The organism is Salipaludibacillus neizhouensis (assembly GCF_002886185.1).
Taxonomy (GTDB): Bacteria; Bacillota; Bacilli; order Bacillales; family Salisediminibacteriaceae; genus Salipaludibacillus; species Salipaludibacillus neizhouensis.
This window is the reverse complement of record NZ_KZ614148.1, coordinates 444,415-457,805: the sequence shown is the minus strand read 5'-3', so window position 1 is coordinate 457,805 and position 13,391 is coordinate 444,415. Positions and strand designations below refer to the sequence as shown.

Annotated in this window: 10 protein-coding genes; 2 read left to right on the top strand and 8 right to left on the bottom strand. The window is 38.1% G+C overall.

Annotated features, from left to right (window positions below; all coding sequences use genetic code 11):
- Nucleotides 1-702: 702 nt before the first annotated feature.
- The 7 genes from CEF18_RS25100 to CEF18_RS25070 all read right to left on the bottom strand — a co-directional run bounded on the left by CEF18_RS25100 (nucleotide 703) and on the right by CEF18_RS25070 (nucleotide 8,169).
- Nucleotides 703-1,338 (bottom strand): YczE/YyaS/YitT family protein, encoded by a 636-nt coding sequence (locus tag CEF18_RS25100; RefSeq protein ID WP_110939230.1) that lies wholly within the window; start codon nucleotides 1,336-1,338, stop codon nucleotides 703-705.
- Between the two features lie 435 nt (nucleotides 1,339-1,773).
- Entirely contained in the window at nucleotides 1,774-2,565 is a 792-nt protein-coding gene (locus CEF18_RS25095) for a YtvA family blue-light photoreceptor (protein ID WP_110939229.1), read from the bottom strand.
- A 126-nt stretch (nucleotides 2,566-2,691) separates the two neighbouring features.
- Nucleotides 2,692-3,909 (bottom strand): ROK family transcriptional regulator, encoded by a 1,218-nt coding sequence (locus CEF18_RS25090; RefSeq protein ID WP_110939228.1) that lies wholly within the window; start codon nucleotides 3,907-3,909, stop codon nucleotides 2,692-2,694.
- Complete coding sequence (gene galT, locus CEF18_RS25085) at nucleotides 3,909-5,432, bottom strand: UDP-glucose--hexose-1-phosphate uridylyltransferase (protein WP_110939227.1); 1,524 nt, start codon at nucleotides 5,430-5,432, stop codon at nucleotides 3,909-3,911. Before galT ends, CEF18_RS25090 begins: the two co-directional genes overlap by 1 nt.
- Before the next feature lie 12 nt (nucleotides 5,433-5,444).
- Complete coding sequence (galE, locus tag CEF18_RS25080; RefSeq protein ID WP_110939226.1) at nucleotides 5,445-6,440, bottom strand: UDP-glucose 4-epimerase GalE; 996 nt, start codon at nucleotides 6,438-6,440, stop codon at nucleotides 5,445-5,447.
- Nucleotides 6,441-6,447: 7 nt separating this feature from the next.
- Entirely contained in the window at nucleotides 6,448-7,623 is a 1,176-nt protein-coding gene (locus CEF18_RS25075; RefSeq protein ID WP_110939225.1) for a galactokinase, read from the bottom strand.
- A gap of 333 nt (nucleotides 7,624-7,956) precedes the next feature.
- Nucleotides 7,957-8,169 (bottom strand): hypothetical protein, encoded by a 213-nt coding sequence (locus CEF18_RS25070; RefSeq protein WP_110939224.1) that lies wholly within the window; start codon nucleotides 8,167-8,169, stop codon nucleotides 7,957-7,959.
- Between the two features lie 372 nt (nucleotides 8,170-8,541).
- Here CEF18_RS25070 and CEF18_RS25065 point away from each other — a divergent pair, with 372 nt between their 5' ends.
- Entirely contained in the window at nucleotides 8,542-8,685 is a 144-nt protein-coding gene (locus CEF18_RS25065) for an anti-repressor SinI family protein (RefSeq protein ID WP_110939223.1), read from the top strand.
- Nucleotides 8,686-8,773: 88 nt separating this feature from the next.
- Here the strand turns inward: CEF18_RS25065 and CEF18_RS25060 are convergent, their stop codons facing one another.
- Complete coding sequence (locus CEF18_RS25060) at nucleotides 8,774-11,866, bottom strand: hybrid sensor histidine kinase/response regulator (RefSeq protein ID WP_110939222.1); 3,093 nt, start codon at nucleotides 11,864-11,866, stop codon at nucleotides 8,774-8,776.
- Nucleotides 11,867-12,175: 309 nt separating this feature from the next.
- Here CEF18_RS25060 and CEF18_RS25055 point away from each other — a divergent pair, with 309 nt between their 5' ends.
- Nucleotides 12,176-13,324: a response regulator gene (locus tag CEF18_RS25055; protein WP_183041138.1), complete on the top strand. Its 1,149-nt coding sequence runs from the start codon at nucleotides 12,176-12,178 to the stop codon at nucleotides 13,322-13,324.
- The last annotated feature ends 67 nt before the right edge of the window (nucleotides 13,325-13,391 follow it).

Genomic DNA, 13,391 nt, shown 5'->3' with positions numbered 1-13,391 from the left:
CATTTTAAATTCTTCACTATATTTGGCCATAAAAACACCCCCGAAAGTTAGATTTTCTACTCTAACTTTCGGGGGTCGGTACCAAGCCAGTCTTTTTTTGCATTGTCTTTCCTCAGTATCGTGCCTGAGAAAAGCATCTGCATGTAACTATTAAGAGCATCCCTATCATTTAAAAAACGCTCTAATTCTTTCTTAGATAACTCCACTATCATAATGACACTTGACAAAGTTAGCTATTTCAGTTAAGATTATCTTCGTGCTTGAAAAACACGATGTAGTTATGGTTCATATTATTTAAAATTAATTTTAAACAGTTAGACGTACACAGCATATTTCACCCTAAAAGCTGTGATTTGATCGTATTAAAAAGATCTGGAATCCTGTTAAAACTTCGAGTATGCCTTATTTAAACTGGCGCGGTCTCGGAGCCGCAGAGATGAAAGAGAGGTAGGGCTTTCATTACTTAAGCAATTATTTAGTCTATTGCAGTGATTTACCGCGGCAATATATGATCGAATATAAATCATAACGAGATCGTATATAAGGAAAAAACGTTTCTTATATATGTCGAATAAAAAGCAGGTCCCTTTAGTTGGGTACCTGCTTTTTTCCAATCTATCTAACAAATAAGGAGTCTCGAGCATTCTCCCAAAAATAAATCCGTCAGCCTCTGTACTAACAGAAGCTGACGGATTTAACATACTATGAAAACAACTGAGGGGACAGACCCCCAGTAAAGTAATTTCGCAATTTTGTCACTGGTTTAAAAAAGACCTGAATAAGAGGGCCTATGCCAAAAGCAACCAAAATCGTTCCTACTCCTATCGGACCCCCGATGATAAAAGCAATTACCAACACAAGTACTTCTAAAAATGTCTTGGAAAACGATAAGCTTTTTCCAGTTAAATAGTGAAATGCCATCATTAAATTATCGATCGGATTTCTAGCAAAGTTAGATTGTAGATACATAGATACGCCAACAGCGATACTTAAGATTCCGGTAATGAGCATTCCTGCTCTTAGCGTTAACTGCATCATTACTAAGTCAGCAAACACGAACACAAGCCAAAAATCTATAAACAAGCCTATAATGAACATCGTAATTAAAGCTGAGAAATCCGGCATTTTTTTCATTAGGAGACCGTTTAAAAGGATAAGGAAAAACCCCACAATGAATGTCCAGCTTCCAACTGTTAATCCTAGATTTTCCGAGAGCGCAACAAACAAGGCATCCCAGGGACCCGCACCCAGTCGGGCTAATATCATCATGCTCACACCAAATGAGACAAACATCAATCCTACTAGATAGAATATACTAATTATCAATCTATTTTTCACCTATTCATCCACCTCCCACACCTGCACAAACCATTATACTACCATTCTTTTGATAACCTTACTACTATTATTATAAATACTATATACCTATGCCGACTCAAACTTCTCACTAAGAAGGGACTGAAAAAGTAAATCGACTTTTTCAGTCCCTTGAATGTATAAGTTGGCAGCTATCTTTACGCCACGCGTGTCAAGGGAAACCCATCTCCTATCGAGTAGCACCTACACGCACTACGTAGGTGCTACTCGGGGGTGGCGAAAGATAACACTGCATTTAACAAAAGACGGCTATGCCGTTTTTCTTTCAAGATAAGAAAGATGACAGCTACCTTCATGCCGCGCGCAGCAAGGGAACCCCACCCTTGCTACTTAAATGATGGCGGCAGAAGCTAACGCTGAATTTAATAAAAGACGGCTATGCCGTTTTTCTTATATTTAACTTTTTGCTAGCTTTGCCTTTTTAGATCTTTCTATGGTTTCCAAACCTTGCTTTACCGTCCCGCAGGTAGCAAGACTGGATAGATCGTAATTCAAGTTTTTAGCCATCATCGCTATTTTAGGTGTAATTCCACTAATAATTAATTTTACCCCTTTTAACTGAAGAAGATCGCTTAGCTGAAACAAACCAATCATCGAATGTTCGTTCAGTGTCGCGAGCCCAGACAAATCAACAATCAATACCTCAATATCACCTTTAGCCAATTGTGGTAGCAACTGGTCGACAATATTATCGATTCGCCTTTCATCAATATTACCAATTAAAGGTAAGATCGCTACATCATCCTGAATAGGGACAATCGGAGTAGATAATAACTCAATTTCTTTTTTTATTTTTTCCATTTGCATTTCTGTTTCTTTCAATGGAGTAATGTCTTTTTGAATGCCTACAAAAAAGTGCTTGTCTTCATCCTCAAAATAAATGGGATCAATATGAAGCAAGTTCCAAAAAGATTCTCCATTTTTTTTATAGTTTAAAATTTCCACAGAAATCGGCTCTTTACGATTAATGGCTTCCTTTAGTTCATTAAGAGTTTGTTGGTTAGTCCCATCCCCTTGCAGAAAGCGACAATTTTTTCCAATCACTTCTTCCTGAGAGTAGCCAGTTAACGCAGTAAAACCTTGATTCGCATAAATAATTGGATTATCCTGCTGATCTGGATCACTTATAATAAAAACTAAATGAGTTTTCTCTAAGACTTTATTCTTCAATTGCTGAATACTAGTCAATTGTCACTCCCCCTAACTTCGTAAATTATCATTGTCTCCTATTCTACATCAGTTGGAGACATTTAACGAATAAAACATTAGGGATTCCAAGAAGAGATTGATTTGATGTTTGGAAGAATAATACGTCTAATACTCATGACTGAACAGCTCTGATAAAACGAGTGTCACCGCTCCGATCAACGAACCCTCTTCTCCTAATTTAGAAACGACAATTTCTGTTTTTTTTGCACGATCACTCAACGCTCTCGCTGAAACTACCTCATTTATAGGCTTCAGTAAGAAATTACTGGCTTGAGAAACACCGCCGCCAAGAATGATCATTTGCGGATTAATTAGATGAATGAGATTAAGTATTCCAATACCTAAATACTCTCCGGCTTCCTCAAGGATTTCACGCGAAACCGTGTCACCCTCCACTGCACACTCATAAATGATCTTCCCAGATATAGGACTTAACGTTTCACGTAATTTTTCTGTGAGTTTTGGCGCCTTCCCGGCATTCATTAATTGCTTCCCCTTAAATTTAAGTGCATTTCCCGATGAGAATGCTTCTAGACAACCTCGATTTCCACAAGAACAAACGGGTCCCCTCAAGTCAACGACGGTGTGACCAATCTCGCCAGCCAAGCTGTCATTTCCATGGACGAGCTGCCCACTTTGCACAAGTCCACCACCAATCCCTTCGCCTACATTCAAACAGAAAAAGTGGTCCATATCTTTCCCAACACCAAACCATTTCTCTCCTAAAGCCAAAGCCTTAGCATCATTCTCAACCCGCACTGGTAATGAAAATGTCTCTTCTAACGCCTCTTTTACCGGAACATTTTCCAGCTTTAACGTAGGTGCGTGGATGGCAATTCCACTTGTATGGTCGACAATGCCGTGCATGGCCACACCAATTCCAATAATTTTCTCTTGAACACCCTTTTCGATCTCTTGTTTAAACTTTGAAACAATCTCTTTTAGAAATAGTAGAAATCCTCCCTCATTCAAACCGGACGGGAGTTCTTCCGTTCTACGCATCGATACTTCCGCATTAAGGTTTGTTAAGGCAAGACGCACTTTTTTCACACCGACATCAACGCCAATAATAAAACGACTATCTGCATTTATGGCTAAAAGAATCGGTTTTCTTCCACCATTTGAAGTCCCGGGTCGACGTTCAACCACTAAATTAGCCAGAATTAGTTCCGCAACAATATTTGTCACGGTCGGTGGAGTTAACCTCGTTTCTTTGGCAATCTCGGAACGCGATATCATTCCATGAACCCGAATCGAGTTTAAGATGATCGAGCGATTTAAGGACTTCATCCCTTGAAAACTACCGGTTTTCTGTATGCTCATTACTTTGCCTCTTTCAATGATTCCATAAATGTTAAGAACGCGTTTTGTCCTTCCTGGTCGCGTTTGAATACGCCAGCATGGGAAAGGATTGTTGCAAATACTTTTCCTATTTCCTGTTGCAGAATAGCTTCTGTTTTTTCTAATGTTAAATGATCGTACTTGCTTAAAAGCTGCATTGCCCAATCCAGATGTTTTGCAATCTCTTCATTTTCGGCAATCGCCTTTTCCGGATTATCCGTTAACACTGCTTCAGTCAGTAGCCTTATTTCTTCTTTAAGCCGACCAGGTAACACGGCTAGTCCCATGACTTCTATTAAACCGATATTCTCTTTTTTAATATGGTGAACTTCTTCATGAGGATGAAAAATACCCATAGGATGTTCATCGGACGTTCGATTGTTTCGCAGCACTAAATCGATCTCGAATTTATTGTTACGATATCGTGCAATTGGTGTGATTGTATTGTGAGGTGTTTCGTCAGAAAAAGCGTGTACGCCAACACTCTCATCACTATAATGCTGCCACTTCTGCCGGACCATTTCCGAGGCACGAACAACCTCCTGTTTCGAAGAACCTTTCACCCGTAATACAGACATCGGCCATTTAATTTTGCTCACTGATACATCTCCAAAGTTAACAAGGCTTTCCGTTTCTTCATTCTCTGCTCTCGCCATAGGGAATTCATACTTCCCAGCCTGATAATGATCATGACTAAGAATCGATCCCCCAACTATCGGAAGGTCAGCGTTAGAACCGATAAAATAGTGCTGGAATTCTCCACAAAAATCGAGAAGTCTCTCAAATGTTTGTTCCGTAATTTTCATCGGTTCATGTTTTGCTGATAACACAATCGCATGCTCATGGTAATATACATATGGCGAAAACTGAAGATGCCATTCTTCTTTATTCATTTCCACAGGAATGGTCCGCAAGTTTTGTCTAGCAGGATGATTCAATCTTCCTTCGTACCCAACATTCTCTTTACACAACAAACATAATGGATAGTTCGAACTCGCTGCTTTTTTAGCTGCAGCTATTTCAGCTGGATCCTTCTCCGGCTTTGACAAGTTAATCGTAATATCAAGATCACCATAGTCAGTAGGGGTGGCCCAGCTGACATTCTTCGCAATCCGATCTCTGCGAATATAATGAATATCCTTGTTTATCTCATAAAACCAAGCTGTTGCTGCTACCACAGAATCGACCTTAGAGATACGATTAAATTCTTTGACTACCTGTGAGGGTTTATCCATAAAAACTGCCATTAGCTTCGTGTCTAACAGATCCCGTTCGGTTACTGTATCCTTTAATTGCCCTTCACTAACTGCCCAGTCAAGAATGTCGTCCAGAATTGTTTGAAGCTCGCGATCCGGAAAAGTCGCTGCACGAACATCTGATAAAGCTTCTTTTACTCCGAGAACCTCCATCACCTGATTTTTACAATAAATAAGATCCTCCGCATCAATCAGTTGCTTTTTCAAAGCATATTGAACAAGCTCGTTTAGTTGCTCGTCTATTCTCATTTCGCTGCCTCCTTAAGACTTCGATTCATATCCGTTAGGATGTTGACGGTGCCAGTTCCAAGCAGTTTCAATCATCTTAGTCATATCCGCATACTCAGGCTCCCAGCCAAGCACTTTCTTCGCTTTTTCTGATGAAGCTACAAGAGCTGCCGGATCCCCACTTCTTCTTGGGGCAATCTCTCGCGGAATTTCGATTTTGGTCACTTTCTCTACCGTATCAATAACTTCTTTTACACTAAAGCCATTTCCGTTACCAAGATTAAAAACATCCGGTTCCCCGCCATCACGTAAATACGTGAGTGCTTCTAAATGGGCTTGAATCAAATCTTTTACATGGATATAGTCACGAATACATGTTCCATCCGGAGTATCATAGTCGTCGCCAAAAATCATGATCTTTTCTCTCTGTCCTAAAGCGACCTGTAACACAATCGGAATGAGATGACTTTCAGGCTGATGGTCTTCTCCAATTTCCTCTGTTGGATGAGCTCCTGCTACATTAAAGTAACGAAGAACCACATATGTCATTCCATAAGCATTGGCACTCCACTTCAGCATTTTCTCAATCGCAAGCTTTGTCTCCCCATATGGATTTGTCGGAATCGTTGGTTCTGTTTCCTCGATTGGAATCGTTGTTGGTTCTCCGTAAGTCGCTGCTGTAGAAGAAAACACGATATGTTTTATGTCATATTCTTTCATCTTCTTCAATAGGCAGATCGCGCCGTACACGTTATTTTCATAATAATCAAGGGGCTGCTCCACACTTACTCCAACGAGCGAATCCGCGGCAAAGTGAATGACAGAATCGATATTATGGTTTTTGAAAACTCTGTCTAATGTTAGCCCATCTCGCAAGTCGCCTTCATAGAAGGTTGCTCCGTTTAAGACCGCTTCCCGGTGCCCCATCTGTAAATTATCGACGACAATAACTTCTTCCCCACGGTTTAGTAATTCTGCCACGCCATGACTTCCGATATATCCAGCTCCACCACATACTAATACTGCCATTTTGCGATCACTCTCCTTTAGTTAATTCTCTCGTTCCATCTCCAACATCTACTACATAAAACTCTGTTTCAATGCCTGTTCGTTGCTTATAGTCTCCCGCAATACGAGCGAGCACTTCCTCTATGTTATCTTCCTTAATCAAATTTACTGTACATCCACCGAAGCCAGCACCTGTCATTCTTGCCCCTAAAACAGATGGCTCTTTCCAAGCCGCTTCCACAAGAGCATCCAAATGCTCTCCTGTGACTTCATAGTCATCACGTAATGACCGGTGTGACTCATTCATTAATTCACCCACCGCAATGAGATTTCCTTCTTCCAGTCTTTTATGTGCCAACTTTGTTCGTCCATTTTCTGCAATGGCATGTTTCGCACGACGCATCGCTGTATCGTTTTGAATTACAGACTTATGGTTTTCAAATTGCTCCGTTGTCAGTTCACAAAGGTGATTAATGGAAACTTCCTTTTGAAGGTCAGCCAATGCTTCTTCACATTCACTGCGACGTTCATTATATTTCGAATCAGCTAAACCTCGTCGTTTATTCGTATTCGCAAGCACAAGCTTTACACCTTCTAACTTCACCGGTGCATAGCTGTACTCAAGGGTGTCACAGTCTAATAATATCGCTTGATCCTTCTTCCCCATGCCAATCGCAAATTGGTCCATTACACCGCAATTCACGCCGATATATTCATTCTCTGCTTGCTGGCACAGTTGCACCATTGGAATTCGTTCCATCTGGAAATGATTCATCTCATCCCACGCCACCGCCATCGCAAGTTCAATCGAAGCCGAAGAAGAAAGTCCGGCCCCATTTGGAATGTTACCGAAAAACAAGGCATCGAATCCGTGAGTTCCTGTTAATCCCTTCTCTTTAAACAAAGAAAGGACTCCTTTCGGGTAGTTCGCCCAATCATGTTCCTCTCGAAAGCTCAAGTCATCCAGGTTCGTTTCAATCACTCCTAAGTCCTCGAAATTTTTGGAGTAAAAACGAATAGTACGATCCTCTCTCGGTGAAATGACGATATAGGTCCCAACACTTAACGCACAAGGGAACACATACCCACCATTGTAATCCGTATGCTCCCCTATTAAATTTACTCGTCCTGGAGACAGATACACCTTTGGTTCCTCAGAGCTTTTAAATACTTCTTTAAATGACAACATTAATTCTTCTCTCATTTTATAACCTCCTAAGAAAAACGGCATAGCCGTCTTTTATTAAGTTCAAGTTTACCGGTTCTCGAATCCATTACAAGCTGGGGCTTTCCGCACTGCAACGCTTCAGTCTCCTCGGCAATAAGAACCATGTCCCTTACCGCCGGAGTCACCACCTTACACTTCTTCAAGCATTTCTTTCTATTCTCTCATATTAATGGTTGTTTTATTTAGAACAGGACAGTAATCGAATTAAAGGCCGACGCGTTCCGCGGGCAACGCTTCAGCCCCGTATAGCGCCTTTTGTTCGCTTTATTAATTAAATTAACAAACTAGTTATAACGCTTTCTTTTGTCGTTAATTTAAGTATACATGAATAGGGAGAAGAATGGAATGGACTTTTTTAATTAATTTAATTAAGGGTGGTATGAATACGAAAAGGGAAGGATGCGACGGATAAGCAGCAATTCTAGTTAGAAAATCCTCTCCAATAAAGCTTAAAATCCCTGATACCGTTCCAATGATGTAGAGGACACCTACGATTACTGCAGTCATTCCGCAAGCTTTCATTTCCTTCTCCTTTGTTTTTTATATCGTTTCAACATATGCTACGCTCGTTTTGGTGCAAAATATTTATTGACCTATTAACACTTCCTCTTTTAAATTAATGTCAAGTTACAAGACTGGATTCGAAGGTACTAACGGTCGCATGTTTGCTATCCCAACCATCTCTTTCAAGTCCATGTAACTGGTGACTCGGTAATTAATTTTAAGAGGAGTTACAATCAGAATTGCCAAAAACGAGTTAGTCAAAAGGATCAGAATGTAGCAAGACAAGTTCGCATGTTCAGTATTTGTTTAGAGTAGAATGTTATAAATATATATATTGTTTATGTAATCTATGAAACAGCAATAGCTAGAACAGAGTAAAGGAGATCATATATGAAGAGAGAAAAACTACAGCCAGAAAAGCAAGTTTTGGACCACGAATGGCTTAGACTCATTAATAAAGCAAAAAATATTGGATTAACTAAAGACGAAGTAAGAGAGTTTTTAAGAAGCAAACAAGTTAATTATAAGCTTTAGTTAAAGTTTATGAAGCCGTACCTTTTATTTATGTAGATAAATGTGAAGGTGGGTTAATAATAAAAATAAGGAAAGAATCTAAAGGGATTCATTCCTCATTTGGTATTTGAAAACTTACGATTGTTCCTTGTTCCGGTTCACTTTGAATCTTTAATCCTTGACCAAAAAGCTGCTTTAGTCGACGATCTGTATTATTCAGCCCTACACTAATCCTTTTTTGGGAGTCGTCTTTTTTAAAGAGAAGTCCCTGAAGCTCATCCTTTTTCATGCCTTTTCCATCATCAATTATAGAAATTTCAGTATAGTGAGGGTGTTTTTTTATCCGAATACAAACTGTTCCTCCATTTTCCTGTTTTAGAATGCCATGTTTTACAGCATTTTCAACAAGCGGCTGTATGGATAGTGGAGGTATAGATACATCAATATCTGCTTCTATATCCCACTGAATTGTTAGTCGCTCTTCAAATCGTTGCTTTTCAATATATAAATAGGAACGGACAAGCAATAGTTCATGATCAAGGGATACAATAGGATCGGAATTTTTAAAATCAAAGCTTACCCGTAAATAATTGCTGAACTCTTCAAGAAGCCGTTGCATTTTCGAAACATCAATCATGCCCAGTGCAGCGATAGAATTTAATGTATTAAATAGAAAATGTGGTTGGATTTGCGATTGTAGCCAAGCTCCCTCCATACGGATGCGATCTTCGATAGACATTTTTAACTCTGTTAATGCACGGACTCTTGCTTTTAATTCTAAAGTATCGACCGGTTTTGTTACGTAGTCATTCGCACCAGACTGAAAGCCGGTCATAATATCTTCAGGGCGGGTTCTAGCAGTCAATAACAACACAGGCAGTTCAGAGATAGAAAATCGTTCCCGGATATTACGAGTTAACTCATAGCCTGATGTGTTCGGCATCATTACATCAGAGATTACAAGATCGTAGTGTTCTGTTTCAAGCTTGGTCATTGCTTCGGTTGCACTTGTCGCTGTAATCAATTTATAACCTTCAACTTCAAGGATATTAGTTAGGATGTTTAAGTTTATCGGATCATCGTCTACAGCCAATAGTTTAGGATTGCCATTAACTGGATTAGATGTTCTTTTAGAATCAGAGACTTCAGATGAGGCAGCAATCATATTAACAGATTCAACCATGCTCGAGTAGCGACATCTTTCTTCTGCATCATCGGTACCATCGTATAAAGGTAGTGTAAAAATGAAAACAGAACCTTGTCCTATATCTGAGCGAACAGTTAACGTTCCATTATGCAATTCTACTAATTGCTTACAGATGTTTAACCCTAGCCCAAATCCACCACTTGCTCTTTTCGAATTTCGAGCAGCTTGTTCATAGGGGTGGAAAATATTTTGTGAAACATCTTTCTCAATGCCAATCCCCGTATCTTCTACTTCAATATAAGCCATTCCGTTTGATTCATATGAGCGAATCGAGATCGTTCCTTTATCCGTGAACTTCACCGCATTATGTAGTAAATTAAATAGAATTTGAATAAGTCTGCGTTCATCGGCCTTTACTGCTGGAAAAGTGTTAGCAATGTCTACCTGTAAATCGATCGGTTTCCCTTCTAACATTAGTTTAATCATGTCGAGAACGCCTGTAACCACTGATTGCACCCTTACCTTATTTATGTCTAGTTGAATAGTTTTTTCTTTCAGTCTGGTAACCTCTAGCAAATCATTTAACATGAAAGACATACGCTTACTGACATGGATCAAGATGTTTAAGCGTTTTCTATGCTCATTACTTGGAGGGGACGTTTGATCATCCAATATCGATTGAATAATATTTATAATTCCATGCAACGGGTTTCTCAACTCATGAGAGGTATTAACCAGAAACTCGTCCTTTCGCTTATCTTCAAGCTGTAGCTTTCCAGCAAGTTGTTTTGCTTCTGAAGTTATTAGGAAAAATCGTTTGAACCAAAATGCGGTAAAAGCAAGAAGTGCAATAATTAGATCAAATGGGTAATGCATCAATTCTGGTGTTGTGTTACCCAAAATAATAACCCAAACAATATTTATTCCAATAGTTAAGCATCCAAGTAGAAGAAATATGGTTTCCTCTTTTTCTTTTACGATCCTACGAAGCATGTTAATCGAAATCACAATTGAAAAGATCAAGACTGAGCCTAGCAGTACAGGAGTTAAGTTTATAATATCCTTTGAAGATGCAAATAAGACAAAGCAAATGTCCAACATACAATAAATCGAAAAAGCTTTTAATAATTTTTTATTTTTCTGTATAGGGAATAGACTATTAATAAATGGTGGAATAAATGCCGCCACACCAATATAAGACAAGAAGCTAATTTTCACCGACCATTCATATCCAGTTGAAAACCAACTAAATAATAATCTATCGTCAGCAGTTAGGACACTGAAAATAGCAGATAAGAGCAACAATGAGAAATAAATCATAACATTTTTCTGAGGAGAGCCAATGAAAAATAAGACTATCGCATACACAAGATGTAATAATAAAACAACGCAGAGTAAAAGCTGTAATCCCATGGAAAGATAAGTTCGAAACGTAATTGCCTCCATTGTTCCAAAACGAATGGATTGTAGTATTCCACCTTCTTTAAGATTACTCGATACTTGGATAAACAAATCGATTTCATTGTTATCTGGTTTGAAACTGACTGTGTATGGAATCGTATTAGCCTCTTGATATCCCTCTTCTGTTGCTGGTTGTCCCGCTCCCCCTATTAATTGACCGTTCACATATATTGTAGAGGCATCTTTAATTTTGTACATACGTAACCCAAAAGTCTGCTTGTTCTGATCATTGAGCAATATTCGTAGTCTGTAAGTTCCAAAGCCAAAGGAACGATCTTCATCGTACTTAATTGCATTATCTAAAGTATTTGGGACTTTCAGATAGATTTTTTCATGTTTAGATAGTTCCTGATCTGTTAGTACTTCTGGTTTTAAAAAATTTGAGGGATAAAATTCCCATTCTCCATTCAAAGTAAATGTTTGGTTGCTTGAAAATTCCGATTCGCGTAAATCTAATACGCCGTGAACCGCTGAGGGATTTTGTGGATAGTCGAAGATGGATAAAAAATTCATCCATGTTAAGCGTATAGACGTTATCGCAATAAGAAAAATGATAATTATTAATATCCAATTTTTTTTTGATAGTAACTTCATATTAGGAAATTCTACTTTCATGGAGAAATTATTTTAATATTTTCTTACAGTATTTTCTTATATACCCGCATTTTATCACTGATCTGCTAAAAGTTGTAGGTTTTTATCATAAATATGACTATAATACTTCGTTAAATAATACTCCTCCTTAAATTTGTATAAAATACTTATTATTGGCATATTTTAGTTATTCATTATAAAATTATATAAGTACTTATTAAGTCGGAAAGCAGAATGATGATCCTTAATGATAGAGAAATAGTTCAGAAAAATCTAATTAATAACAATGAAATTAATAGGGGTTATACGATGAGAGTATTATTGATTGATGATGAGAAGCTTGCATTAGATATTTTGACGTTCAATCTAAATAAAATCGAAGGTATAGAGATAATTGGTGCATACTCGGATCCACATGCAGCGATCCGTGATTTAGCAAGCATACAGGTAGACGCAATTTTTATTGATATGGAAATGGGAGAGTTTCACGGAATTGATTTGGCTGAAAGTATTCTAGCAGATTATAGTCATACAGAGGTTATATTCGTTACGGCACATTCTCAGTTCGCATTAGAAGCCTTCGAGGTGAATGCGATTGATTACTTATTAAAACCAGTTTCATTAGAACGATTAAAAAAGGCCATAAGTAAAACGCAAGATAAGTTAGATTTATATCATGCCGGACTGGGAACATCTTCTAAGAGAAACCAAGTATTATATATTTATACAATGAATAACTTCCTGCTTATTGACCTTCAAGAAAATGAAGTGAAATGGCGTACAAGAAAAGTTAAAGAGCTATTCGTTTATTTATGGCATCATCGTGAAGCCCCTGTTCATAAAATAAGATTACTGGAAGAACTCTGGCCTGAAATGGAGGCACCGAAAGCAACATCGCTTTTACATACAACTGTCTACCTATTAAGAAAAAAACTGAAAGAAATTGGGGTAGATAATTCAGTTTCACTTCTCAATGATCGCTATTTGTTAACTGTACCCATTGATAGTGATGTAATGGAGATTGAGAAATTCATACAAGCTAAAGATGTGAATCCTTCAAGTATTAAAAGGCTACTTGAACTTTATCGCGGTGATTACTTAGAGGAAAATGATTATGTATGGGGGACCCAGTTTAGACATTGGTTGAAACAGTCAGTATTAAATTACTTTGAGCAATTTATTGAACTATCTCATGCTCATAAAGAACCCGATATTTTAGTTGAAAAATGTCTGGAAAAAATGTTGAGATTAGACATGTATAATGAACGATATATGTACGAATATATCGATTATTTAGGACGAATTAATAACATCAAAAAGATGAAGGATTTATACTCTTGGATATGTGAAACAATAGAAGGGGATTTAGGGACTGAAATACCTATATTAATTATTGATTTGTATAAATATTATTTAAATAAAAAGTCTGATGGAACAAATACTTATTATTCCTCTTAGAAGAAGGTTGATTATTGGGAGGCCACTTATGAACAATCAAAAAAAGGTAAATAATAAAGTGATTTTT

What these genes read in the sequence shown, in the direction of transcription:
- CEF18_RS25090 (WP_110939228.1), bottom strand. Translation starts at nt 3,909, where the DNA reads ATGAGCATACAGAAAACCGGTAGTTTTCAAGGGATGAAGTCCTTAAAT.
- galT (WP_110939227.1), bottom strand. Translation starts at nt 5,432, where the DNA reads ATGAGAATAGACGAGCAACTAAACGAGCTTGTTCAATATGCTTTGAAA.
- galE (WP_110939226.1), bottom strand. Translation starts at nt 6,440, where the DNA reads ATGGCAGTATTAGTATGTGGTGGAGCTGGATATATCGGAAGTCATGGC.
- CEF18_RS25075 (WP_110939225.1), bottom strand. Translation starts at nt 7,623, where the DNA reads ATGAGAGAAGAATTAATGTTGTCATTTAAAGAAGTATTTAAAAGCTCT.
- CEF18_RS25070 (WP_110939224.1), bottom strand. Translation starts at nt 8,169, where the DNA reads ATGAAAGCTTGCGGAATGACTGCAGTAATCGTAGGTGTCCTCTACATC.
- CEF18_RS25065 (WP_110939223.1), top strand. Translation starts at nt 8,542, where the DNA reads ATGAAGAGAGAAAAACTACAGCCAGAAAAGCAAGTTTTGGACCACGAA.
- CEF18_RS25060 (WP_110939222.1), bottom strand. Translation starts at nt 11,866, where the DNA reads ATGAAGTTACTATCAAAAAAAAATTGGATATTAATAATTATCATTTTT.
- CEF18_RS25055 (WP_183041138.1), top strand. Translation starts at nt 12,176, where the DNA reads ATGAGAGTATTATTGATTGATGATGAGAAGCTTGCATTAGATATTTTG.